The organism is Parablautia muri, from assembly GCF_009917485.1.
Classification (GTDB): domain Bacteria; phylum Bacillota; class Clostridia; order Lachnospirales; family Lachnospiraceae; genus Suilimivivens; species Suilimivivens muri.
This window is the reverse complement of the sequence record NZ_QZDT01000035.1, coordinates 12916-36090: the sequence shown is the minus strand read 5'-3', so window position 1 is coordinate 36090 and position 23175 is coordinate 12916. Positions and strand designations below refer to the sequence as shown.

Below are 23175 nucleotides of genomic sequence, written 5' to 3'. Positions count from 1 at the left end.
TCGTTTACCTCAAATCAGCTTTTCCAAAATCTCCTTCGCCATTATGATATCTTTCTTCTGTTCTTCTCCTGCTATCTCCCTTTCTATGGTAATATCCCCGTCATATCCAATTTCTTTTAATTTCGCTATCAATACCGGATAATTTACCTTCCCTTGTCCCAGCGGCACTTCCACGCCCAGGTAATGTCCGTCCGTAGGGTACAAACCATCTTTCCCGTGAATGCCTCTCACATACTCTCCAAATACATCCAGCGCATCCACCGGGTTTGCTTTCCCATACATAATCAGGTTGGCAGGGTCTAGATTAATTCCCACATTTCCTTTTCCCAGCGCTTTTTCGATATCCTGAATTGCCCTCTTTAATGTAACCGGCGTCTCCTGCCCGGTCTCAAACAGGAAATTTTGTCCGTTTTCCTTACACTTCTCCACCAAGGCCTTGCACGCAACAAGTACTTCTTCATACTTTGGGTCATAGGGATTCTCCGGAAGATACCCTACATGTGTGGCAAAGTCTGTCACATGGATTTTCTTTGCAAAATCTGAGCCCTCCATGAGCATTTTTACTCGTCCCATACGATAATCTGCAGGCACTAATCCAAGCGTAAGCTGTCCTTCATAGAAGTCCCACACCTTCCGTCCTTCCCATCCACACCAAAACGCGCTGATTTTCACGTTGTGCTTTTCCACAGCTCTATTCACTGCCTGCACTACACTGAGGTCATGAAGAATCCTCCGGTTCCAGCAGACAAGCTGACAGCTCTCCATTCCCATAGCACGCAGCTCTGCAAATTTTGCGTTGACATCCGTATCCTCAAATAATTCAATCAATACACCTATTTTCATATTGATAACCATGCTCCTTTCTCAACGTGTGAATTTGTGCGTTCAAGCACAAATATTCATGCCGGCAGCTTTCAAATGTTCCCTTCGTGCTTCTTTACATAATCCTTAGCTGCTTCCCACACCTTCAGGGCAAGCTCTGCGGACTTCACTCCTTCCGCCAAAGGCGCTACTTCTATCGGTTTCCCATCCATAATACATTGTAGGAAGTATTGAATCTCCGTGTAATAAGGTCCTAAATTCGACACATTAATACCTGCTGTGTCATCTTCCATCTCAAACTCCATTGAAAGCTCTGGCACCTCCACTGTTCCATCCTTCTTATAAACGCAAAGCGATGGACTTTTCGTTCCATCATAAATTACCGTAGCTTCCTCGAAGCATGCCCGGAAACCCGCCTGAAATTCCAATGCCGGCGACACATTCCATAACCCTTCCGCTGTCACAAACGCATCTTTGAATTGATAAGTCGCGATAACCTGGTTTATCATTCCACTCTCAAAGGCTGTTGCCCTCACGTCATAATAATCAGGTTCGCCCAGCATATACCGCAGGAAATCCAAATCATGTATATGAAGATCTAACACCACCGATCCACTCTTTTTCTCATCATGAAACCAATCTTCAAATCCCCACTGCACATCGCCACTGATCCGCTGCATCACCATTGACTTCAGGCGTCCATAAGCTTGTTTATCATACACTTGCTTCAAATACCGGTATTCTCCAAATAACCTTACCACCTGCCCTACCATAGCCCTCCCTTTGGTGCGCTTTTGGGCATCCAGAATTTGCCTGCCTTCTTCAGGGGTCAGGCACACCGGTTTTTCTACAAATACGTGCATACCTTTTTCCATGGCTGCCACCACGTGTTCGGCATGCATATAGGTGGGAAGGCAGATATGTACAATATCCAACGTTTCCTTTTCAATCAATTCCATGCCATAATGATAGGTTTTTGCACCTGGGAAATAAGAAACTGCCTTATCCAAATACTCCTTCCGGCAGTCCGCTAATGCGGCCACCTCAATATCCATTTGGGAGGACAATGCTTTCAATGAAAGATAATGGGTTGTACCCATCCCCCCACATCCAATTACCCCAACCTTCATTCTCATCTTTCCTTTCCTTTTTTTCATTTTTTAAATTGAAGCATTCTCTTTCTATCATACCAGATCAATGACAAAACCTGACAAAAACGCAAATACCATGGTAAACAGCAGATACAGCAAAAACCTCTTTACACCAAACACGCTCTTGACTGCGCCAAGGTTCGTGTTCTTCGTTGCCGGTCCCGTTTCCATAAAAACCGCCGCACTCCCCATGCTCATGCCATCCACAAGCCCATGGACTTATTGGGCTTTCATCGTTCTGCAGACATGCATACACGGAATCCGGGTCTGGCTGGACTCCATCATGGCAAGTGTCCGTATCATCTTTTTCACTTCAATTCCTTTGGGACAGCGGGCAGAGCAGGCTCCGCATTCAATACAATCTATGGGCTTTCCGTCAGATTTCATCCTGCTTAGTCTGTTTAGTACATCCGGATCACCTGAACGGTATTTTTCATAAATCCGGATTGCCTCTGGAATATCAATCCCTGCAGGACAGACAGCACTGCACTTTCCACAGTCTGTACAGATCGGTATGCTTTTTGTGAAAGCATCCAAAAGAATGCCGCTCTTACTTTTCCTCAAAATAAATTCCTCCTTAATAGCCTATTCATTCTTGCCTTCATTTGTCTGCAGCATCCGCTTATTGCCTAAGTTCACGCAGCCTCCGTACAGCCAGCGTTCAGTGTTACATTATGATTATATTTCCATCTTTCAGCCCTCACAACACCAGTTTACCATAATTCGGGGTTTATGCCACGCATGATGTTAAAATATGGCGTAACTTTCGTTCATGACATGGATGCAAATTTTAATTACCGCATGTTGTATATCTGACTTGCATGTATTATAATATGAATGGTGTTTTTCTCTACATATGGAACCTGCCACCGACAGCTTCCTCCGGATGAATGGCAACACCAATTTTACAAAAAACGGGTCTTATGCCACATGGCAATAGGAAGCAAGTACAGCATCCCATGAGCGAGCATACAGTAAAGATGCAATTTGGGATAAGCTGTATGATGCAAAAATGTAGTGCACGCAAATCAGATCAGGAGGTATTACATTGGCAAATTCAGGAAAAGAGGACCTGCGTTCCCGCCGTACCAGGGAATTCATCCGCAAGGCTTTTGAAGATATGATCTGCGAGATGGATTATGAACAGATTTCTATCAAGGAACTGACAGAACGCGCAAACATCAACCGGAAAACTTTTTATCTGCACTACAATTCACTGGATGATCTTCTCCGGGAGATGCAGAACGAGCTGGCACAGGCATTTATCGAACGTACCAAAGGACTGGAGCGTCCCCGTGACCTTGATAAGATTACACGGGAGTTTTTTCTGTCTCATGAGGAATTAGGAAAACTTGGGGAGCGGATCACTTGCAGCGGAAGCTACCATTACATAAGCCGCAGGATCACCAACGATATCATGGGAAATGTCTGGAAGGAAGATAAAAACGGTTCCTCCAACCCCTATATCCAAAATATCTATATGACCTATGTATCACAAAGCACACTTGCCATTTATAAGCAGTGGGTTGCCGATGGGAAAAAGATCCCGCTGGAAAACATCATCCAGATAGCGATTAAACTGGTATGCAATGGGGCAAACAGCCTGATGTAGACTATCTCCCAATATCTATATGTACTAGCCTTTACCATTAGGCAGCATATGCTCCAATATTCTGATCTCTATCTTTTTAAAACAGGTGTCACATAGGTTGAAGATGACAATACTGTATTTTGTCTTTGTTTGTCATAGTTCTTTAGATTGAGATAAAAATTGAAATAAATATGAGATATAAGAAAATAGTGCTCATTAGCAGAAAAACAAAAAAAGGCGGCTACTTGACCTTATGAGATCAATATGAAAGCCTGTTGATTCTTCCTTTTAGAATCAGCAGGCTCTCTTTTTTCCGAAACCGGTTACTTTTTTGTGCTTTATATACTTTAAAAATACCAATTAATCTAATTTATCATAAGCATCCGCCGTCACGGCCTCGCACCATTCTGTTTTGGTTTCCTCTCCCTGAACCTCCACAGCCAAGTGCTGGAACCATGTATCCTTTGCAGCTCCATGCCAGTGCTTAACCTCTGCCGGAATATTAACCACATCGCCAGGATGAAGCTCTCTTGCCTCCTTGCCCCATTCCTGATACCAGCCACGGCCTGACACACAGATTAGCATCTGTCCGCCGCCATTTTTCGCATGGTGGATATGCCAATTATTCCTGCATCCCGGTTCAAAGGTCACATTAAATATAGGTACCTGACTGGTTGACACCGGCGCTAAATAGCTTTGTCCAATGAAGTACTGTGCAGTACTGGTATTGGGCTCTCCAACCGGAAATGCGGACAATCCTGCCGGAATGCTGTTCTCTTTCTCCTCATGGATTTTTCTGTTGTTCAGCATCTTAACCAGCTGGGGATCAAAGTGATTGATGATTTCACTGTGTCCAAGATCCTTTTCGCCGATTTTCTTCATCTCGTCCTCTATCAATTCAAAATCCCAGATAGACAGATTCTGCTCCATTCTCTCCACGTGGGTTGACTTTGGAAGGATGGAAACGCCTCTTTGCACATTCCACCTAAGAACCACCTGCGCTGCGCTTTTTCCGTATTTTGCTCCGATTTCTGTCAGCTCAGGATCTGTAAAAATGCCGTGCTTTCCTTCCGCCAAAGGCGCCCATGCCTGGGGTGCAATTCCGTAAGCCTTCATAGTTGCAAGCGCCTCCTGCTGGGCAAAGAAGGGATGCAGCTCTACCTGATTAACCGCCGGTATCACTTCCACGTTCTCGCAAATATTAGCCAGGACAGAAGGGAAAAAGTTTGACACGCCTACTGCCTTTGTAAGGCCCTCCTGATAGGCCTTTGTAATTCCTCTGTATGCTGCAAAATAATCTCCCATTGCCTGGTGCAAAAGCACCAAATCTACATAGGGCATATCCAATTTTTCAAGAGAAGCTTTTACTGCCTCATAGGCCGCCTTCTCTGTTTTCTGGTCCTGCACCCAGACTTTCGTTGTAATAAAAAGTTCTTCTCTGGTCACCAGACCATCTGCAATCGCTTTTTTTACTCCTTTGCCAAGGGCTTCCTCATTCATATAAGATGCCGCCGTATCCAGCAGGCGGTATCCTGTTTTAATAGCATCATAGACCACTCTTTCGCATTCATCCGCATCCGGAATCTGAAATACGCCAAATCCCTCCAATGGCATCTTCGCTCCTGTATTCAGTGTTACATATTCCATTTTTATCTCCTTTCTTGTCAACAGCCCATCCATTGGGGGCGGGTACAAATTTGCTTAATCAACCAACGCCGTAAAAGAAAATTGGATCAGTTTCCACACATCCTCCCTTCTAACATACACCTCTGTTACCGCAAAGTGGTGGGTGGTGGGCTGTTCATTCAGCAAAAGCCCATAATCGCAGTCTGTAATCACAACCGCCGTATCCCCATAAATATCCGCCTTCTGATTATGAAATGTAATTTCAATGGGTTTAAATGCACCGCTGGTATAAAATTCAATCTCCTTATCCAGTCTGCATGTAATTCCAATATGAACAAAATTACAGTTAGGATCCGCAATTTCCCTCATTCCGGCTTCATCCGCCCGCTCCATAGCGTCCCAAAACTTTTTTGATGCCTCCAATACTTTTTTTGTCATCTCTATCCCTCCTGCATACCGCAAGCTATGCTTGCGGTACTGTGTGAATATATCTTCTATAACCTACGAGCCACCTTCAAATTGTGGCGGCAAATATTCATCTACTATTTTTAAACTATTCTTTATTACTTTTGCTCCTCTACCGGCGGTACCGTGTTTGCATATTTCTCAAGCAGCTCCGGTGTGCTGGTATAATATCTCTTATCCTTGTTAACTGCTTCCACCTGTGCCATCTCTCCGTCCGTAAGAGCAAAATCAAACAGCGCAAAGTTATCACGGATATGGTCAGGATTTTTAGAGCCTGGAATCACAATATTGCCTGCCTGTATATGCCAGCGCAAGATAATCTGGGCATTGCTCTTTCCGTATTTTTTACCCAATTCAGTGAATACCGCATCTTCAATCAAAGCCTTATCACCATGGCCAAGAGGATACCACGCCTGAATTACAATGCCTTCTTTATCCAAAAACGCTTTCAGCTCTTTTTCCTGTGAGTAGGGATGTACCTCTGTCTGCAAAATAGCTGGCTTCACTTCGCAGATGTCAAGAATCTCCTGTATCTGTTCCTTGGTAAAGTTAGAAAGACCAATGACGTTTACCTTTCCCTCTTGATAAGCCTTTTCCATTAACCGGTAACCTGCCACATAATTTCCTGCCGGCTGGTGGATTAACAGAAGGTCGATATAATCTGTATCCAGTCTTTCTAAAGTCTTTTCTACAGCATCTTCATTTTCATAAAAAGAAGGCCACAGTTTCGTTTCCAGGAAAATATCTTTCCTTGCAATACCTGACTTTTTCATTGCCCGTCCTACTGCCTTCTCATTCACATAAGCATTGGCCGTATCAATCAAACGATAGCCGCTCTCCAAAGCACTTAAAACAGAAGCCTCCGCTTCATCCGGACTTAACAGGAAGGTTCCAATTCCTGCCATAGGCATTTCTACTCCATTATTTAATGTTATCCATTTTTGTTCGCTCATTCTTTCCCTCATTTCTGCGTTGCTTTCTGCCCATTACGAGTTTGTGGCAATCAACGCGCAGCCACATAATCTGCTTCCACCACATGCGCGGCATCTGCAAAGCTTATGGTAAACGCTCCTCTTTCTTTTATGTTCTTTGTGGTCTTATGTCCTCCGCTTAAGCAAAGCACCACTTGATCTGATTCGTAAATACCGCCCCATGCTACATTCATAGCATCCGCGACTCCGTTCTCGTCATAAGTACCGATAATCAATACCGGCAAAGGATACATCCACGGCTTCTTTCCAAAATTCTTTCTCAATTACGCTACCTCCTGTCTTTATGTCTTACCTCCAATACTTCCTTTGGCTTTCCTTGCTGTCCACAGCCTATATCCATTGCTTTCTGCTGTTCTATCTATAATTATAGGGGAAATCGAATCTCTATGGAAGTTTCAGTTAGTTCATTAGTTTATACCTGAAAGTTATCAGTTCTGAGTTAATACTCGTTACCAGCATTCCTCCAAGATCTCAAGAATCTCCTCTCTGGAAAGCTTCTTGCAGCATCCTGCCGTAAGGTTACAGGTATCGGCAACCTTTTTCAAAACACTCTTATCTGTGATGCCCATCTCCCTGAATGTGGACGGCAATCCAATTTCCCGGATAAATCCTTCCAGCGCTTCAATTCCCGCTAAAGCAAGTTCTTCCTCTGATTTTCCTTCGGCCGGAATCTCCCATACCTTCTCCGCCATACGTGCAAACTGTTTCGCACTGTCTTTATACATATGCCGATAAAGAACCGGATGAATCACAGCCAAGCCCTGTCCATGGTTACAGTCCGTATAAGCGCCCAGCTGGTGCTCAATCTGATGCGCCTGGAAATCTGTCACCTTTCCAATTTTCAAAATACCGTTTTCCGCCATGGCGGAGGCCCACATCAGCTCACTTCTTGCCTCCCAGTCTTCCATGTCCAGCATAAGCACTTTGATGTTGCGAATCACATTGCGCATAACTGCCTCTCCAATCTCGTCAGACAAGGTAACATCGCGGGGAGATCCTAGGTAAGTTTCCATACTGTGGCTTAAGGTATCAAAAGCTCCTGAAATAACCTGTCTTGCCGGAAGCGACATAGTGTAAGCAGGATCCAGCACTGCAAAGCTGGCATATGCCCCCAGCACACCTGCCTTCTGCTTCGTGTCCTGGTTGGTGATTACAGCGCCGTTGTTCATCTCCGCACCGGTTCCTGATGCGGTTACAATCGCTCCCATTGGAAGAAATTCAGAAGGGAAAACATGATCTTTAAATTCCATTTCCCAAATGTCTTTATCCGTCATTGCCTGGGCCGCCACAATCTTACAGCAATCTATTACGGAACCGCCGCCTACTGCCAGAATGAAATCTACTTTCTTTTCCCTTGCAAGAACTGCGCCTTCCTGCACCTTTTCATAAGTGGGATTAGGCATAATTCCTGAAAAGTCAACAACCTCTTTCCCCGCCTCCTTCAAATAACCGCAAATTTCATCATACACTCCACTGCGCTTTACAGAGCCACCCCCATAAGCAAGCATAACGGTTTTTCCTGCTTTTTCAAGCTCGGCGGGCAATGCCTTTGCAGCTGCCTTTGCTCCAAAATATACTTTTGTAGGGTATGCATAAATAAAGTCTTTCACAATCCATCTCTCCTTCCATTCTTCCGGATTTTCAGCTCTTATCATCTTGTGTTTTACAAGTATCTTACCTATGTCTTATTGTAAGCAAATTGCGGCTTTATAAGAAGTTTCAATTGGTTTACCAGTTTATACTTTAAGGTTATAACTATGATTGTACCTTTCACGTTATTACATGAAAAACTTCATTAGAAATAGCTTGTCCTCTCAGTACATAAATGTTATTCTGTTGAAAAATCCAAAATAAATGGGAAGTGATTTGTGCTTGCGCCTAAATTTATAGAGTGCTGGCTAAAATAGGGGATTCAATATGAAAGAAAATAAATATGACAACGAACAATTTTATCAAAAATACAGTCAGATGGAACGCTCCAAAAAAGGGCTGGCAGGCGCCGGCGAATGGTCTGAGCTTCAAAAAATCCTTCCTGATTTTCAGGGAAAAAGTATACTGGATTTAGGCTGCGGATATGGCTGGCACTGCAAATACGCTGCCGAACATGGAGCCGAGTCTGTCCTTGGCATTGACCTATCTCATAAAATGCTTGCAACGGCCAAAGAAAAAAACTCGGCTTCCCAGATAGATTATCTTTGTCTTGCCATGGAGGATTTAAATTTCCCCGACAACACCTTTGATGTAATTTTAAGTTCACTGGCATTTCATTATGTAAAAGATTTCGAGCCATTAGTGGCAAATATCGCCAGATGGCTCAAAAATGACGGATCATTTGTTTTTTCTGTGGAGCATCCTGTTTTTACATCCTATGGCAGTCAGGACTGGTACTATGATGCAGACGGCAATATCCTGCATTTTCCTGTTGATAATTACTATTATGAGGGAAAGCGTGAGGCTGTTTTTTTAGGGGAACCGGTTATCAAATACCATAGAACGCTGACCACCTATTTAAGCACCCTGCTTCAAAACGGCTTTTCACTTCAACAAATCATAGAACCCAAACCGCCAAAAGAAATGTTAAATATGGAAGGAATGAAGGATGAAATGCGCCGTCCCATGATGCTGCTGATTTCAGCTATACGAAGATAATCTGTTGTAACAGGGGCGCCTTAGGCTCCCCTGCTGCAGTCTGTTTTAAATGACCTGAAACTCCTTCCATTTTCCGGATTTCTGACGCCAGATAAAGATAACTGCCCGAATCACCCAGTCAGCCACCATTGCAAGTGCAATCCCGATGACGCCCATTTGAAAAACAATTCCTAGCAGAAAAGATAAAAACAACCGTCCTGCTATGGTAGAGATAACCGAAACATACATAGTGAATTTCACATCTCCTGCTGCCCGTAGCCCATTACTGAGCGCTCCTGAATAAGGGAAAGCAACTGCATTAAACACATTATGTATCAGCACAAGCCAAATCACAAGCTGTTTTGTCCCCGCCTCTAACGCATAAAATCTAAGAAAGAATGGTGTTAAAATGAAGATGAAAAGATTCCATCCGGATGACAATAGCAACGTTATCCTCGAGAGCTTTTTAAGATAATAATCCGCTGCCTGAATGTCCTTATTTCCCATACACTGTCCAACTACGGTGATGAAGGCAGGCCCCATTGCCACACCGGCTAATGCTGCCAAAGACCAGATACTTTGCGCCACTCCGTTTGCCGCAATCTGATAAGTGCCAAAAAGCGCTACTATACTGCTAAGAGCTACCTTAACCAACTGGAAAATCCCATTTTCCACACCGTTTGGTATCGCAACGTTCAAAATCCGCTTTAAGCAAGTAGTATCCCACTTAAAAATCCATGAAGCTTTGTAAACCACTTCTCTCTTTTTCCCAAAGCACAAAAACGTAATCACAACAGCCGAAAATGTTCTTGCTATCAGCGATGGCCATGCCACACCGGCTACTCCCCCATGCAGCACAAATACACCAATCACATTACCGATCACATTAATGATATTCGAGACCACAGATATATACATTGTCACGTTCGTCTTCCCAAGACTACGGTAAACCGCCGCTCCGGCATTATAAATTGCAAGAGCCGGATAAGAATAGGCAGAAATTCTTAAGTATGTCACACAGGCTTCCATGACGGAATCATCCACCTTACCAAAGAGCAGACGGAGCATACCCCTGTTTCCAATCAGTACCAGCACCGCAATCAACACCGAGAATACCGTTCCAAACATCAAAAGCTGGCTGGCTGAGATGCCTGCATTCTCTGATTCTTTCCTTCCGATATATTGGCTGAGCACCACCGCTCCGCCGGATGCCAGGGCCGTAAAAAGATAAATAAATATTGTATTAAACTGATTGACCAGAGAAACACCTGATACTGCTGCCTCCCCTGCATAACTTACCACCAGCGTATCTGCAATTCCCACAAGCATCACCAGGAGCTGCTCTAAAAACAATGGAATAATCATTGCCTGTAAGTCCATATTAGAAAACATCATTTTCTTTTCTTCCATAAATCCTTCTCCTTCCTATTTCACACAAAAAAGCAGGTGCAGATAAAACTGATTTCCTTCTACACCTGCATTATAATATAGCTTTTTTATTATATCAAATACTTAGTTTTTATATCATACTCATGCCTGAAAGGCATGTTATTTTTCAAAGTTCATCATCAATAATCGGATGCTTCCTTTCGGAAGCAAACATAAAGCAAACAAAGCGTACGGAGGAGGAAAAAACCATACGCTTTGTCTGTCTAAAAAAGGGGAAGAATATAGGAAAAACCGTATTGCGTCTGCCATCCTTTTCACACCTTCATAAAAGTAATATCCTAAAAATATAAACAATCCCATAACAGCTATGTAATCCAGCAAAAAGGAAATAACCGGCAATAAGAAATGCTGTCAGACATCCAATCCATTTTCCAAATGTGATAGACTGTTTCCAGTGCTTTCCCACCAACTCTAATCATTATATGCCAAGTCATTCGCACTGTGCCTCCCAGAACGCCACCGCATCGCTAATCCATCCTTCCGCAGTTGTGCCAGTCCCAATGCCAAACCCGTGCGTCAGTCCTTCATAAGCATGGAACTCTGTAGGAATGCCCAATGCTTCAAGACTCTGCAGTCTGGACTGCATGGTTCTCCAGCTTGCTATACCGTCATTCTCGCCCCTGCCGATCCTCCCCACAGAGAATAATCTTCTGGAATTACTCCCAGTTCTTCTGCATGGTCATAGATAAAACTGATTGCCCGCGCCAGATCCGTATACGGATCATCCGGGCGATACATCAGGGCAAAACTATTGTATCCCATCTTTGAAAGCTCCAGCGCATGCGGAAAACTGTCCTGCATGGCTCCGACATGCATAAAACCACCTCCGGCATTTACTACCGCAAACTTCTCGCCCGGATTTCCCCGAAAGAAGAATAAACCTGTATCCTCCTTTGACGGATCAGCCTCTTTTTCTTCCTCTGAATAAATTTTATAAAAAATCTGTTCTCCTGCCGCCGCATGGTCGTGAAGGCTCTGTATGATTTCTACTGTTTTATCAGGATCAATGTAGTTATACCAGGCATATATACTGCCGCTGCTGATTTCTTCCAGCGTCATATTCTCTGACACAGAACGGTCCACAGGAAACAAAAGCCGACCGAAATCTTCAAAACAGGGATCGCTTATCACATCCTCGACCGTGGAGGAACGCAGGTAAGTATATTCTGCTTCATTTTGTTCCACGATACGATTCTCCGTTTCCATATTTGACTCTGTTTCTATATTTGACGCTGTATCCGCTTTCGGAGTTGTGTCCGTTTCGCTGTTTCCACAGGCGGAAACTACAAAAGCAAAACAGCACAGCAGCCCGAAAACACTTAATGCGTTCATTCTTTTTTTATATTTCATAGATTTGTCCCAAAAAACTCTCTCAGCTTATTTGTAATCTTTTCCACATATTCAGGAAACCAATAGGTTTTAATATGTGTTGCTCCGTCAATCAGGAACAATTCTTTGTTCCCGTTGCCCTCTCATAACACCCCTCCGTCATATACAGAGTATCAGCGCATTTACCCGCTATCATGAGAAGCGGCTGATCAATCATTTCCATGCCGACTCTGGCATCGAAAGCAAACAAATCAATGTTAGAAGATACCGTATAGGCAAAACTTGAGCCGGTATGCTTATGGGTAATCCCATAGTATACATAGCCGTCTTTATATAAATCGAAAGGCATCTTCTCCGCTTCTTCGGGTGTCATGGTATCCAGCATATTAGGCGTATACCGCACTTCTTTTCCGGAAAGTTCGTCCTCTCTCGCTTTATATGCATCCATAAGCCTCTCCGTAATAGTGGCATCTGGGAATCCAGAAATCCGTTTTTGCGTACAATACCTGTATTGAAAGCAGACAGCGTGGCAACTGCCTTCATTCTTTTATCTGTCTGGGCAGCTCTTAATGTATAGCCCCCGCCTCCGCAAATTCCCAGAATACCTACGCGTTCTCTGTCAACGCCCTGATAATTCACAATAAAGTCTACCGCCCCATGAATATCTTCCACCCTGTTCTGCGGTTTATCTGTATTTCTCGGCATCCCTTCAGACTGTCCCTGATAGGAAGCATCAAATGCCATTGTAATGTACCCCATGTCAGCAAGTTTCTAGGCATACAGTCCTGCAACCTGTTCTTTTACCCCGCCATTCGGATGTGCCACCACGACTGCAGCATATCTCTTATTTTCATCAAAATCCGAAGGTACATATATATTTGCCGCAATCTGCAGTCCCCGTAACTCATATTTTACGGCACGGATATTTACCTTACCCGGAATATTCTCGGTCAATGCGCCGTCATAAACCAGACCAAATTTGTTTTCTTCTTCTTTTCCCATTTTGATTCCTCCTGTTTGCCTTATATATTTTTCCTACTTTTCACCGGACTTCTTTACAGCGCGTCCTGCCGCCTTTTCAGTCACGTACTGAGGGCTGTTTTTCCGCATCCACCGTTTATTCTCCATCCTCTGCGATCAGCTCCACAATGCTCACCCGTGACAGTCTGGCGGAATAAAGCCACGCAGACAAGGCAAACAGCATCGGTATTACCACAAGCGGCACTATATTTCCCAGCATACTGAAACCTGCCGCAAACTCGCCGATTCCAAAACGCTTAAATACAGCCCCGATCAATGGGTCCGCCAGAATCCCTGCTGCCAAAAAGCCTAAAAGGGCTCCGCCAAACTTCTTTTTGTTTATATTTTCATAATCGCATTGTGGCAAGACGCCTTTTATTACGGAAGTCTCGTTTCGTTCATAAGTATCAACCCAAAGATATATACCAAAATAGTGGATTTTTGCGTTCCTCTCAGTTCACCTCCCTGTCGTATTTCCCCTTGTGACACAGCGCTTCCTGTGTTACAATGCGGTTGAACCCTCCGATTGATACAACCGATTATATTATCCGGTAGTAACTATCGGTCAAGGGGATTCATGCAAAAAAAGTTTGAATTTTATGTGAACATTAAGAGGGAAAGCCACGATGTATACAATGATGCAAGTCTGCAAAGCAACGAATATGACCTACCAGACATTAAAATTCTACTGTAATGAAGGGCTGGTTCCCAATGTCAAACGCGACCATAACAACCGCCGTATTTTCGATGCGCGTGATGTAGAATGGATTAACAGTCTTATCTGTCTGAAAAAATGCGGTATGAGTATTCAGGAAATGAAAGATTATCTTGATTTATGCCTGCAGGGGGAATCTACGATTCCCCAACGCAAAGAAATGTTAGCTGAAAAACAGGAAGCTCTGTGTTCTTCCATGAAAGAACTGGAAGACAGCATAGCATTTATTGACTGGAAACAGAATTTCTATGATGAGATACTTTCCGGCAAGCGTCCATATGCCAGTAGTCTGATCCAGGCGGAGGAATAACTCTTTAGACGGATTCTGCATAAAAGCAGTCTGCCTGCAGCTTAATTATTCCAAAGTTTCACCTTTCCACAGTCAGACTAATCCATTGTAAATATACTGCATGGCAGCCTCAGCATTGTGTTCGTTGCCTTCCTGCACCCGGTATGCCAGATTACCATCTTTTTCATTGTCCGCATCAATAAAGATACCTCCCGGCGCATCTAACATCGCCTGAATCTGACGCGAAAACGCAGAATAGTCAAAATCTTCCGTACCGGACATGGCATAAATAAAGAAATCCTCCGGGCCATATCCGGAATCGGTCACAATACTCTCCATATACTGTCCGTCCGATGTCAGATCGCCGCTGGAGGGCAAAAAGTATCGGAAATACGGCAGGCAGTATTCAAACGTATGCCAGGTGGCAACAGAACCCATGGAAAAACCACAAAATGCACGATGTTCACGGGAACGCTCCAAATCCTCAATCGAAGTGCCTTCTGCGTAAGTACTGTATTTTCCCTCCACCGCCGGGATCAAATCGTTTATCAGCTCATTGTGGTAGTTATCCGTCAGTCTGAGTTCAAGGCCATAGTCATCACTGTCATTAGGACTCTCATTATTGAAGGTCGGACATATGATTATGACCGGTTCCATTCTGCCATCCTGCACGACATGGTCAACCACGTTCTGAAACACATTCGGGTTCTCCGGCGTGCCCAGATAGGTGGCCTCATTTGCCCATCCGCCGTGCATCAGATAAAACACATTGTACTGCTTGTCCTCAGAATAACCGTAAGGCAGATATACATAGGCATTTTTTGTAAGCACTTTGGTACGCTCCTCATAACTGAAAGATTCATATGTCGTGTATTCCAGCCGCTCCAATGTTCCCTGCTCCGATGCCGCAGAATAATAGTCCTCCGAAATCTCAAGGGGTGTATCGGGAATACAGGCAATATTTTCTTCCTGCCCCACATCAATCACATCTGCCTGTTCTGGCGAAGTCATTTCTTCATTTGAGACTGCTTCATTTCCAGCTGACGCTCCTATGTCCGTTTCACCCACATCAGAAACTCCCATGTCCTCCGGTACTGTCCTGCGCTGTGCACACCCAGTACACATCATCAAAGACAGGACCAAAACCAGTAAATTTAATTTCTTCATACTCGTTTCCTCTGTTCCTAATTATTTGAAAACACATTTTCCAGCCACTTAGCGTATGCCGGAATCCAGCCTTCCGTATAGCCATAACCGTGCGGCCTTCCTTCCAGCACATCGACTTCCACAGGAACCTCTGCCTGCTGCAAGGCTTCTATACACGCCTCAAATTCTCTCACAAAAGGGTCTCTCGTCCCATAGCAGAAATAGGTTGGCGGCAGATCAGATGCCGCAAACTTCTCCACATCTTTGGATGCAACGCTCAATCTGCCATAGAAGGAATAAATCATTCCGTCCGCCGCCGCATCCGCAGAAACACCGTCCAACATATCAGGCATATAATCCGCATCAAGCGCTGTTCCATTGACCGTGCCGTCAAAATTCAGCAGCATTTCCCCGGCAAGAATACCTCCCACAGAAAATCCCATCACGGCAATGTCCTTTTCATCAATACCGTAAACATCCGCATTTTGACGTATGAAGCGCACTGCACGGGCTAAATCCAGCGCCCCTTCTTCCTGTGTGTAAGGCCGAAGGCGGTAATTGACCACAAAACTCTGATAGCCCAATTCGCGTAGTGCCTGGGCAACCGGAGTTCCCTCATTCTGATCCGCGCGGAACTGGAATGCGCCTCCGGCACAGATCAGCACAGCGCCTTTTACTTCTGTTCCCTCCGGTACGGGGAAGGTCACTATGTATGGCCGAAAGTCCGGATCATCTGCATAATATCCATTGTTTTCCGTATACTCCGTGACAGATGGCATATTGTTTTCTTCCCACAGAAACAGCGTCTGCTGATTCTGTGGGTCTGCCTGTGCGCCTGCCACAGTGTCACTGCTGTTTTCCGGCGCCTGATTCTCCCCATCTAGGTTAAGGCTTTCCGCCCACTGCCTGATTGCTTCCTCACAGTCTGCCAGATCATCTCTTGCAACAGAGAGTCCATTGTCACTGATAAACGCGCCCGGCTGCAGTTCAGAGATAGTCTCACTTGTACTTCCAAATCCACTGCCGCCATGGGTTACAAATGGAATAATCGTCTTGGCACCAAAATCATATTCCTCCAGAAAAGAATAAATGGGCATAGGCATATCCATGATCCAACTGGGAAACCCAAGAATGATTGTGTCATACTGTTCCGGATGTTCGATATGCCCTGTAAGTTCCGGTCGAACACTTTCATTCTTTTCTGCTCTTGCCTGGGCAACCAGTTCATCATAATCAGAAGGATATTCTTCCATCGTCTCAATGCGGAACAGATCGCCTCCTACTGTATCCTGAATAATCCTTGCTACATATTCCGTTGTACTGCCTGCTGCCTCATTATCCCGCACCACCACACTTGCACTGGAAACAGCATCCAGATCGGAAGTGTCCACATCGGTAGGCTGGGAAAAATACGCAATTAGAATACGCGAATTTTGTGTCGGTTTACTTTCTGTCATGCCGTCTTTCTCCTTATCCTGTTCTGTTTGCTCCTCTATAATATTTTCTTCAAAGTTCACTGGCTGCTGTGGCTGTACAATGTCTGTTTCCATTGGTGTTACGTTCGCTGCATTTCCGCAGGCACTAAGCGCCATGATCTGAATCATAGATATAAGCAGTATCACTTTTTTCTTCATTCTGTCTCTCCCTTTTGCTGCTTTTGATTTGTTTGTCATACTCAGCTTTCAGAGGCTGCCATTCCTTACTTTTCTTCCAGTTCTTCATCAGGAACTTCTTCCAGTTCTATTAATACGGCATCTCCATATTCCTCAAAAACAGAAACATCTGATGTAATCTTTCCAATCGATACTACGGGAACTACAGTCTGGTCACGGCTTGCCTTATAAATCAAAGCGATTGATGGTCCTTCATACCAATACGCCAATGATACAAGTTCATATTCACTGCCGCACCCGGCAATGACCCATATAAGCATTACACACAACAATGCCGCTGCTATCCGTTTCGTTTCCGGCGCCTCCGTTTTCTTCCTATGTGTCATATCAAGTTTGCTGTAAAATGATCCTTTACTTTCCTCCTCTTGCTTCTGTATTCCTTATAATTTAATAAAAAAAGAGACCTGGCGCTTTCTCTTTCTTTAGACTGATGCCATTATATCGGTTCATCCCCTGACAACCAATCAGATTAATCTGTGGACAGAATAAATGGGTAGCAACATTATTGTTATTTTGGCCGGCTGCTGATTCTGGCGAGCAAATTTGGTCGTGATCTCATTTTTTAATAACATTCCTTAAAAATTTCAAAAATCTCCTGATGGGTCAGTTGTCTATAGCTGCCAGCAGAAATCCCACAGGAATCAGCTATTTTTTTCAAATCGGCCTTATCTATTCCCATCTCACGAAGAGAAGTTGGCAGTCCGATTTCGCGGATAAAGCCGGCAAGCGCTTCTACCCCTGCAAGGGCAGTTTCTTTCATCGTTTTTCCCTCATTTGAAATGCCCCATACATGCGTGGCAAACCGGCTAAATTTGGCCAGTCCATCTTTGTAAATATGACGGTAGTAAACAGGATGTAAAGCCGCAAGCCCTTCCCCATGATTACAATTTGTATATGCCCCAAGTTGATGTTCCATATTGTGGCACTCAAAATCCATGCGCTTACCCAGCTTTATGATGCGGTTTTCCGCCATTGCCGCATCCCACATCAAATTGCTCCTTGCGCTATAGTCTTGCGGGTTCCTGATTGCCGCCCGCAGGTTCCGTATCACATTTTTCATCAAAGCTTCCGCCATATCATCCGATACATTATCTTCGTCCGGTTCGCTAAAATAAATCTCCATAATATGGGACAAAATATCAAAGCCTCCGGATACCATCTGTTTTTTTGGTACGCTGTAAGTATACACAGGGTCAAGCAAAGCAAATTTAGGATTGCACTTGGGATAATCACGCCCTGTTTTTATCTTCAGCTCCTCATTTGTAATAACTGCGCCTCCGTTCATCTCGCTTCCTGTTCCCGCCACTGTCACCACCACACCAACAGGCAGCGGTTCAAAGTCCATAATGCCCGGTCTTGCAAAAAAATCCGCCCAGATATCTCCGCTGTAAACTGCCGCCATGGAAACAGCCTTACAGCAATCCATCACGCTGCCGCCGCCTACACCAATAATCAGGTCAACCTTATTTTCCCTTGCCAGCTTCGCGCCTTCTAACACCTTTTCATAAGTAGGATTTGCCATAATACCAGGAAACCGGATGATATTCTTGCCGGCCCGGTTAAGGCTCTCCATAACCTCATCGTAAATTCCGTTTTTCTGAATGGAACCGCCGCCATAGGCAAACATAACATTGGGTCCATAATGCTTTGTGAGACAGGACAGATATTCTTTTACACAGCCTTTTCCAAAATAAGTTTTCGTTCCATTTTCAAAAATAAAATTATTCATTCTAATCCCTCCGCATATCGCGATCTTTCAATTTCCTTAGGCAGCGTTTTTCAGCTGCCTTAAAATTTCTTCCCGTAAAAGAGGTTGAAGCAGTGGATTCCTCATCTCGTATTGTATCTTTATAATATAAAAAAAGAGACCTCCAAAGAAGTCTCCATTTGTTCATTAGTTTATACCCCTGGGTTATATCTTTTCATGGTTGATCCCTATGCTTAGCCGCCTGATAAATTTTTCTGTCTAATCTCGAAGCACCGACCGAATTGCTGTAAGAAAGCGTTTTACTGTTTTTGACGGCGTAGGGGAATGCAGCAGGCCATAAGGAATGCTATGTTCCCAGTCCATAGGAATTATTTTTAATAACGGATGCACGTTGGTCCATTCCTGGATAGCAATCAGGATATCATTAGAATTTTCGCACCGGTTAAAAACTTCTAAATTATAAAAATCAAAATCCACAATATGAATCTGACTATGATTCTGCCAAATATCATCCCGAAGCTGGTCAACGTAATGACTCCAGTCCCGGCGTATCAGCATGAGATTTTCTCCATATAAGTCCTGAATCTGAAGCTTATCTTTTCCTGCAAGCGGATGATGGATGGACACGGCACAGCACAAAGGCGTGCGCAGAATTTCAAAACCCTCACAGCTTCGCACATCTAAAAGGGGGTCATCGAAAATACCCACTACAACATCAATATTCTGCCCTAGATTTTTTAGAATTTCTCTTGCATTCTCAGGTGTGTTTTCAAACGGTATAAGCTGAAATTTAATGTCCGGGCACTGCTTGTGAATCTCAGGCCACAGCTCTACGAGAATCTGAGCAGGGGTCATGGGCGAAGTTCCAATTCTGATTATGTTATCATCCTTCTGCATGGCGTTCTTGGCCCGTATCACAGAATCCCTACAATACTGAATGATGTATTTTGCGTCCCTGTATAAAGATTCTCCGGCTTTCGTCAATTTAAGCCCCCTGTGCGTCCTGTTAAAAAGCTGTACCTGCAAATCCGCTTCCAGCAGATTAATTTGTTTAATTACTGCTGTGGGCGTGATAAATGCCTGTTCTGCCGCTTTATTAAAACTTCCCGCATCCGCTACTCTGATAAAAGTCTCCAGTTGTGGATTATACATAAAACTTCACCATCCCTTTTCTTTTAAAATCACTGCAAAACCCTCCGGCCTCCTGCATCTGCTTTATCACTTTCTTTCCAGGAGATTTCCATATGTTGGTCGCCATAAGCCTCAATCTTATCAATATATCTCTCTATCATATCTTTTGACAGTGCTGCTAACCAGCTTCCATACCCTTCTACATTCCTGCCACAGGTCATAACAGAATACTTTGTTTCCGCTTCCTGAATCCTGCTGTTTAAACCCACCAGCCCATTCTCTATTGATTTTACCACTGATTGGTCAGATTGGAAACTCCCTGCCTTGCCCCAGGCATAATCCTGGTAAGCTTCAAAGTTTTTCTGTTTCTGCTTTTCGATTTCTGCCAGAAGGTTCCTCTTTTTCTCTCTTAACCCCTTAAGCTCCTTTTCCAACCTTTCAACTTCCTCAATATAGAGCTTTTCCAGTTCTCCCTCTGCCTCCAGCTTATGCTGCATCATCAGAAGAACATACTGCTCTGCAAACATGGCGTTTACCCTCCGGACACATTTTTCCATAAGATTGGAATAACGGTTGCAGCAGGTGAAGTATGGGTTTCTCCCTCTGCGGTAATTCAGGTTCTTTTTGCAGCAGCCGCACACAAGCTTACCCACAAGGGGGTGGGTCGGATGGTGCTGCGGCGGCCTTTTATTTCCCCTGCCCTTCTGCACCTTATCAAAAACTTCTTTATCAATGATAGGTTCGTGATGCCTGTAAGAGATCAGCCAGTTTTCACGGGGATTGAAATGATTTTTTCCACCCACAAAATCCTTTGTATACTTTTTCTGCACGATGTTGCCGATATAGATTTCATTCCTTAATATCTTGCATATCGTACTGCTGCTCCACAAAAACCTGCCCCCTTTCGGTATCCGGCTTGTTTTTCCCTTTTCAATCTTAAATGCAACCGGTGTCTTTACTCCTGCTGCATTAAGCAGCTTCGCTATTTCCACCGATGTATACCCTTCCAAAGTCAGGGTAAATATCTGCCTGACCACCTCCGCTTCATCTTCAGCCACCAACAGGGCATGCCTGTCCTTTGGGTCTTTCTCATAGCCAAAAGGAGGATTTGCACTTACATACTGTCCTTTTTCCTTTCTGATAGAAAGGGAAGAACGAACCTTATCCGATAAATCCCTGCTGTACAGGTCATAAAGCAGGTTCTGAAAATTCACGTCAATATCCGCAATGCCTCTCTGGACTTTGGCACTGTCATATCCATCGTTAACGGAAATAAAGCGGACACCTAAAAATGGAAAAATTTGTTCCAGGTAGGCCCCCAGCTCTATGTAGTCCCGGGCAAACCGCGAAAAATCTTTTACTATAACACATTTTATCTCACCATCCCTTATCCTTTCAAGCATTTCCTGCACGCCCGGACGCGCAAAATTAGTACCCGTATAACCGTCATCACAAAACTCGACTATCTCATAGTCCACAAAGTTTTCCTCTACATATCTTCTTAAAAGGATGCGCTGCATGGTAATACTGTTGCTCTCCTCTTTCCATTTATCATCCTCTTTGGACAGGCGCAGGTATATTGCAGTCAGTAGCTTCCTCATATTAATCCCCCATTCTTGCCAACACCCCGCAAATTTGGGCGAAAGCACAAATTTGTTGTGTGAAAAATTTATTTTTCGTACTAAATGCCCTCCCTGTACGCAGGCAGCTGGCTTCTCTCAAAAGCAAAAGTTACCTTTACCCTTTGCTTTGGATAAACCTCTATCTTCTTGAACAGTGTCCTGACAAGCGCTAAGGACAGTTCACCCTTACCGCTGCCCTCCATCAAAGTATATAGGAAATCGTTTTTCCTGGCTGTTTCGGACTCTACCCTCCTGAGTTTCTCTGTAACAGCCCTGCTTTCTTCACGGATGGAAGCCGAATTTTTGTCATTTTCTTCTTTCCTCCTCTGAAAGCTCCCTTCATTCATCTCACCCATCCGGTATCTGAGGTACTGTTCGCTCCCAAGCACTTTTATCATCTCCAGCTTCCTGTCAAGCTGGGTAAGCCGGGCCAACCACCCCTCCTTCAGCGCTTCCGTTTCCCGGTTGCTCATCTCCACAAAGTCTTCCAGGCACATTCCGGACAGCGCAAATTCCCACCGTGCCACCTCCTTTACGATATCTGTAAGCAAATTTAAAGTGATGTTCTTCCCCTTACACTTAAGGCTGTCTATCCTGGCAGATTTAGGGCATTTATAGCTGTATGTCCTTACTCTGTTCTTTGAACTGAATTCCTTCACTGCCGTCACCCGCTTCATCTTTGCCCCACAGTCGCCGCAGTAAAGGACATCTGTAAAGATATCATCTTCCACCGGAACTTTTTTTGTGAAACCATCCGGATTGCAGTATAGGGAAGATTTTTCAAATTGTCCGGCCGCTTCAAAAAACTGTTCCTCACTGATGATAGCTTCATGGGTGTGCTCCTTGACCAGCCAGACCCCGGAATCAATATCATGCCACCCACGCATCATGTAATCTTTCCCACAGGTGCGCCCCCGGACAAGGCACCCCATATATACCGGGTTCGTCAGAATCCTTTTGACCGTTGCCACGGACCACTGTTCCAGTTTCCCCTCCTCATGGCAGTAAATCTGCCCTGACTTATGGTATTGCCCCGGCCTTGCTATCTTATTTTCGTAAAGCCATACGACAATCTCTTTCCTATTCCTGCCTGAAAGGAACAGGTCAAATATCTTTCTCACGATATCCCCAGTAACCGCTTCTACAAAAAGGCATTTTTTATCACCGTTCCACTCTGCCCGGTACCCATAGGGCGGTATACCGCCCGTATAACCTCCCTGATCCCATTTTGCCTTCCTGCCGGCCTTTACTTTCACTGCTATGTCCCTTGCATACATCTCATTGATTAGGTTTTTCAGATTCACGCCCATAGTCTCACTTGATCCGGACATGTCCATGCTGTCAAAATTGTCAGTGACAGCGATGAAACGCACTCCCATGAAAGGGAATATCTTTTCAATATAATCCCCCATCTCAATATGGTTCCTGCCAAATCTCGACAAATCCTTTACCACAATACAGTCAATCTTCCGCAGCCTTACGTCATCCATCATGCGTTCAAAGCCATCCCTCTCAAAGTTAGTCCCTGTTTTTCCAAGGTCTATGTAGATATCATACAGCTCCATGTTATCCTGACACCCGATAAAGTCCTTTGCGATCTCCACCTGTGTCTCAATGGATTCGTTTTTCCTTTCATTGGAATCCACGGAAAGCCTTGCATAAATGCCAGCGGAATAGACTTTTTCAAACTGCCCTTTTGTTTCCTGCTTCTTTTTAGATTTCCTTGCCATTTACGCCATTGCTCCTCTCTGCTTTCGGCGCCACATACTCCCCGCCCCCAATAATTACATTATATTTGATGCGAAGTGTGTCCTATTC

The 23175-nt window shown here is 44.3% G+C and carries 25 protein-coding genes and 2 pseudogenes; 3 read left to right on the top strand and 24 right to left on the bottom strand.

The window, feature by feature from the left end; genetic code table 11:
• Window positions 1-9 precede the first annotated feature (9 nt).
• The 4 genes from D5281_RS17375 to D5281_RS17360 form a co-directional block, all read right to left on the bottom strand.
• Entirely contained in the window at window positions 10-843 is an 834-nt protein-coding gene (locus tag D5281_RS17375) for a sugar phosphate isomerase/epimerase family protein (RefSeq protein ID WP_160561368.1), read from the bottom strand.
• Window positions 844-914: 71 nt separating this feature from the next.
• On the bottom strand, window positions 915-1958 hold the full coding sequence (locus D5281_RS17370) for a Gfo/Idh/MocA family protein (RefSeq protein ID WP_277935431.1): 1044 nt from the start codon (window positions 1956-1958) through the stop codon (window positions 915-917).
• Window positions 1959-2006: 48 nt separating this feature from the next.
• Window positions 2007-2165 (bottom strand): hypothetical protein, encoded by a 159-nt coding sequence (locus tag D5281_RS17365; RefSeq protein ID WP_160561367.1) that lies wholly within the window; start codon window positions 2163-2165, stop codon window positions 2007-2009.
• 27 nt (window positions 2166-2192) lie between these two features.
• On the bottom strand, window positions 2193-2537 hold the full coding sequence (locus tag D5281_RS17360; RefSeq protein WP_160561366.1) for a 4Fe-4S dicluster domain-containing protein: 345 nt from the start codon (window positions 2535-2537) through the stop codon (window positions 2193-2195).
• A gap of 484 nt (window positions 2538-3021) precedes the next feature.
• On the opposite strand from D5281_RS17360, the gene D5281_RS17355 reads away from it, so the two are divergent.
• Window positions 3022-3585: a TetR/AcrR family transcriptional regulator gene (locus D5281_RS17355; RefSeq protein WP_160561365.1), complete on the top strand. Its 564-nt coding sequence runs from the start codon at window positions 3022-3024 to the stop codon at window positions 3583-3585.
• Between the two features lie 339 nt (window positions 3586-3924).
• Here D5281_RS17355 and D5281_RS26980 read toward each other — a convergent pair.
• From D5281_RS26980 to D5281_RS17330, 6 genes and pseudogenes are all read right to left on the bottom strand, one after another.
• Window positions 3925-4311, bottom strand: a pseudogene (locus D5281_RS26980) (cupin domain-containing protein); the annotation flags it as partial.
• A 126-nt stretch (window positions 4312-4437) separates the two neighbouring features.
• Window positions 4438-5178, bottom strand: a pseudogene (locus D5281_RS26975) (aldo/keto reductase); the annotation flags it as partial.
• Between the two features lie 87 nt (window positions 5179-5265).
• Entirely contained in the window at window positions 5266-5628 is a 363-nt protein-coding gene (locus D5281_RS17345; RefSeq protein WP_160561363.1) for a nuclear transport factor 2 family protein, read from the bottom strand.
• Window positions 5629-5753: 125 nt separating this feature from the next.
• Window positions 5754-6608, bottom strand: a complete 855-nt coding sequence (locus D5281_RS17340) for an aldo/keto reductase (RefSeq protein ID WP_160561362.1) — start codon at window positions 6606-6608, stop codon at window positions 5754-5756.
• Between the two features lie 50 nt (window positions 6609-6658).
• Window positions 6659-6910 carry a hypothetical protein gene (locus D5281_RS17335; RefSeq protein WP_330585123.1) on the bottom strand — a complete coding sequence of 84 codons (252 nt, stop codon included), beginning with the start codon at window positions 6908-6910 and terminating at the stop codon, window positions 6659-6661.
• A 186-nt stretch (window positions 6911-7096) separates the two neighbouring features.
• A complete protein-coding gene (locus D5281_RS17330) occupies window positions 7097-8257 on the bottom strand; it encodes an iron-containing alcohol dehydrogenase (RefSeq protein ID WP_330585121.1) in 1161 nt (386 codons plus the stop codon).
• Between the two features lie 307 nt (window positions 8258-8564).
• On the opposite strand from D5281_RS17330, the gene D5281_RS17325 reads away from it, so the two are divergent.
• Window positions 8565-9296, top strand: coding sequence for a class I SAM-dependent methyltransferase (locus D5281_RS17325; RefSeq protein WP_160561360.1), 732 nt, complete (start codon window positions 8565-8567; stop codon window positions 9294-9296).
• A gap of 45 nt (window positions 9297-9341) precedes the next feature.
• On the opposite strand, the gene D5281_RS17320 is transcribed toward D5281_RS17325, so the two are convergent.
• From D5281_RS17320 to D5281_RS17305, 7 genes are all read right to left on the bottom strand, one after another.
• On the bottom strand, window positions 9342-10685 hold the full coding sequence (locus tag D5281_RS17320; protein ID WP_160561359.1) for an MATE family efflux transporter: 1344 nt from the start codon (window positions 10683-10685) through the stop codon (window positions 9342-9344).
• A 469-nt stretch (window positions 10686-11154) separates the two neighbouring features.
• The gene (locus D5281_RS25850) at window positions 11155-11310 is read right to left on the bottom strand and encodes a hypothetical protein (protein WP_277935430.1); all 156 of its coding nucleotides are present in this window, start codon (window positions 11308-11310) and stop codon (window positions 11155-11157) included.
• 14 nt (window positions 11311-11324) lie between these two features.
• Window positions 11325-12074 (bottom strand): alpha/beta hydrolase, encoded by a 750-nt coding sequence (locus D5281_RS17315; protein ID WP_277935429.1) that lies wholly within the window; start codon window positions 12072-12074, stop codon window positions 11325-11327.
• Window positions 12075-12165: 91 nt separating this feature from the next.
• The gene (locus D5281_RS25845; RefSeq protein WP_277935428.1) at window positions 12166-12501 is read right to left on the bottom strand and encodes a hypothetical protein; all 336 of its coding nucleotides are present in this window, start codon (window positions 12499-12501) and stop codon (window positions 12166-12168) included.
• On the bottom strand, window positions 12423-12812 hold the full coding sequence (locus D5281_RS27210; protein ID WP_408637289.1) for an alpha/beta hydrolase: 390 nt from the start codon (window positions 12810-12812) through the stop codon (window positions 12423-12425). Before D5281_RS27210 ends, D5281_RS25845 begins: the two co-directional genes overlap by 79 nt.
• 12 nt (window positions 12813-12824) lie before the next feature.
• Entirely contained in the window at window positions 12825-13055 is a 231-nt protein-coding gene (locus D5281_RS25835) for an alpha/beta hydrolase family protein (protein ID WP_277935427.1), read from the bottom strand.
• A gap of 115 nt (window positions 13056-13170) precedes the next feature.
• Complete coding sequence (locus D5281_RS17305) at window positions 13171-13440, bottom strand: hypothetical protein (protein WP_160561358.1); 270 nt, start codon at window positions 13438-13440, stop codon at window positions 13171-13173.
• A gap of 259 nt (window positions 13441-13699) precedes the next feature.
• On the opposite strand from D5281_RS17305, the gene D5281_RS17300 reads away from it, so the two are divergent.
• Window positions 13700-14098, top strand: coding sequence for a MerR family transcriptional regulator (locus D5281_RS17300; RefSeq protein ID WP_160561357.1), 399 nt, complete (start codon window positions 13700-13702; stop codon window positions 14096-14098).
• Between the two features lie 72 nt (window positions 14099-14170).
• On the opposite strand, the gene D5281_RS17295 is transcribed toward D5281_RS17300, so the two are convergent.
• The 7 genes from D5281_RS17295 to D5281_RS17265 form a co-directional block, all read right to left on the bottom strand.
• Window positions 14171-15244, bottom strand: a complete 1074-nt coding sequence (locus tag D5281_RS17295) for an alpha/beta hydrolase (protein WP_160561356.1) — start codon at window positions 15242-15244, stop codon at window positions 14171-14173.
• A gap of 17 nt (window positions 15245-15261) precedes the next feature.
• Window positions 15262-16857, bottom strand: coding sequence for a flavodoxin (locus D5281_RS17290; RefSeq protein WP_160561355.1), 1596 nt, complete (start codon window positions 16855-16857; stop codon window positions 15262-15264).
• Window positions 16858-16922: 65 nt separating this feature from the next.
• A complete protein-coding gene (locus D5281_RS17285) occupies window positions 16923-17222 on the bottom strand; it encodes a hypothetical protein (protein WP_160561354.1) in 300 nt (99 codons plus the stop codon).
• A 236-nt stretch (window positions 17223-17458) separates the two neighbouring features.
• Complete coding sequence (locus D5281_RS17280; RefSeq protein WP_160561353.1) at window positions 17459-18625, bottom strand: iron-containing alcohol dehydrogenase; 1167 nt, start codon at window positions 18623-18625, stop codon at window positions 17459-17461.
• A 237-nt stretch (window positions 18626-18862) separates the two neighbouring features.
• On the bottom strand, window positions 18863-19756 hold the full coding sequence (locus D5281_RS17275; protein WP_160561352.1) for a LysR family transcriptional regulator: 894 nt from the start codon (window positions 19754-19756) through the stop codon (window positions 18863-18865).
• A 29-nt stretch (window positions 19757-19785) separates the two neighbouring features.
• Window positions 19786-21336, bottom strand: coding sequence for a recombinase family protein (locus D5281_RS17270; protein WP_160561351.1), 1551 nt, complete (start codon window positions 21334-21336; stop codon window positions 19786-19788).
• 80 nt (window positions 21337-21416) lie between these two features.
• Window positions 21417-23087 (bottom strand): recombinase family protein, encoded by a 1671-nt coding sequence (locus tag D5281_RS17265; protein WP_160561350.1) that lies wholly within the window; start codon window positions 23085-23087, stop codon window positions 21417-21419.
• Window positions 23088-23175: the final 88 nt, after the last annotated feature.

Excerpts from the sequence above, each read along its gene's own strand:
- D5281_RS17345 (WP_160561363.1), bottom strand. The coding sequence starts at position 5,628 with ATGACAAAAAAAGTATTGGAGGCATCAAAAAAGTTTTGGGACGCTATG.
- D5281_RS25845 (WP_277935428.1), bottom strand. The coding sequence starts at position 12,501 with ATGGATGCATATAAAGCGAGAGAGGACGAACTTTCCGGAAAAGAAGTG.
- D5281_RS17315 (WP_277935429.1), bottom strand. The coding sequence starts at position 12,074 with ATGAAATATAAAAAAAGAATGAACGCATTAAGTGTTTTCGGGCTGCTG.
- D5281_RS25850 (WP_277935430.1), bottom strand. The coding sequence starts at position 11,310 with ATGCAGTCCAGACTGCAGAGTCTTGAAGCATTGGGCATTCCTACAGAG.
- D5281_RS17285 (WP_160561354.1), bottom strand. The coding sequence starts at position 17,222 with ATGACACATAGGAAGAAAACGGAGGCGCCGGAAACGAAACGGATAGCA.
- D5281_RS17295 (WP_160561356.1), bottom strand. The coding sequence starts at position 15,244 with ATGAAGAAATTAAATTTACTGGTTTTGGTCCTGTCTTTGATGATGTGT.
- D5281_RS17270 (WP_160561351.1), bottom strand. The coding sequence starts at position 21,336 with ATGAGGAAGCTACTGACTGCAATATACCTGCGCCTGTCCAAAGAGGAT.
- D5281_RS17280 (WP_160561353.1), bottom strand. The coding sequence starts at position 18,625 with ATGAATAATTTTATTTTTGAAAATGGAACGAAAACTTATTTTGGAAAA.
- D5281_RS17340 (WP_160561362.1), bottom strand. The coding sequence starts at position 6,608 with ATGAGCGAACAAAAATGGATAACATTAAATAATGGAGTAGAAATGCCT.
- D5281_RS17275 (WP_160561352.1), bottom strand. The coding sequence starts at position 19,756 with ATGTATAATCCACAACTGGAGACTTTTATCAGAGTAGCGGATGCGGGA.
- D5281_RS17265 (WP_160561350.1), bottom strand. The coding sequence starts at position 23,087 with ATGGCAAGGAAATCTAAAAAGAAGCAGGAAACAAAAGGGCAGTTTGAA.
- D5281_RS25835 (WP_277935427.1), bottom strand. The coding sequence starts at position 13,055 with ATGGGAAAAGAAGAAGAAAACAAATTTGGTCTGGTTTATGACGGCGCA.
- D5281_RS17370 (WP_277935431.1), bottom strand. The coding sequence starts at position 1,958 with ATGAGAATGAAGGTTGGGGTAATTGGATGTGGGGGGATGGGTACAACC.
- D5281_RS17325 (WP_160561360.1), top strand. The coding sequence starts at position 8,565 with ATGAAAGAAAATAAATATGACAACGAACAATTTTATCAAAAATACAGT.
- D5281_RS17290 (WP_160561355.1), bottom strand. The coding sequence starts at position 16,857 with ATGAAGAAAAAAGTGATACTGCTTATATCTATGATTCAGATCATGGCG.
- D5281_RS27210 (WP_408637289.1), bottom strand. The coding sequence starts at position 12,812 with ATGGGGTACATTACAATGGCATTTGATGCTTCCTATCAGGGACAGTCT.
- D5281_RS17375 (WP_160561368.1), bottom strand. The coding sequence starts at position 843 with ATGAAAATAGGTGTATTGATTGAATTATTTGAGGATACGGATGTCAAC.
- D5281_RS17365 (WP_160561367.1), bottom strand. The coding sequence starts at position 2,165 with ATGGGGAGTGCGGCGGTTTTTATGGAAACGGGACCGGCAACGAAGAAC.
- D5281_RS17300 (WP_160561357.1), top strand. The coding sequence starts at position 13,700 with ATGTATACAATGATGCAAGTCTGCAAAGCAACGAATATGACCTACCAG.
- D5281_RS17320 (WP_160561359.1), bottom strand. The coding sequence starts at position 10,685 with ATGGAAGAAAAGAAAATGATGTTTTCTAATATGGACTTACAGGCAATG.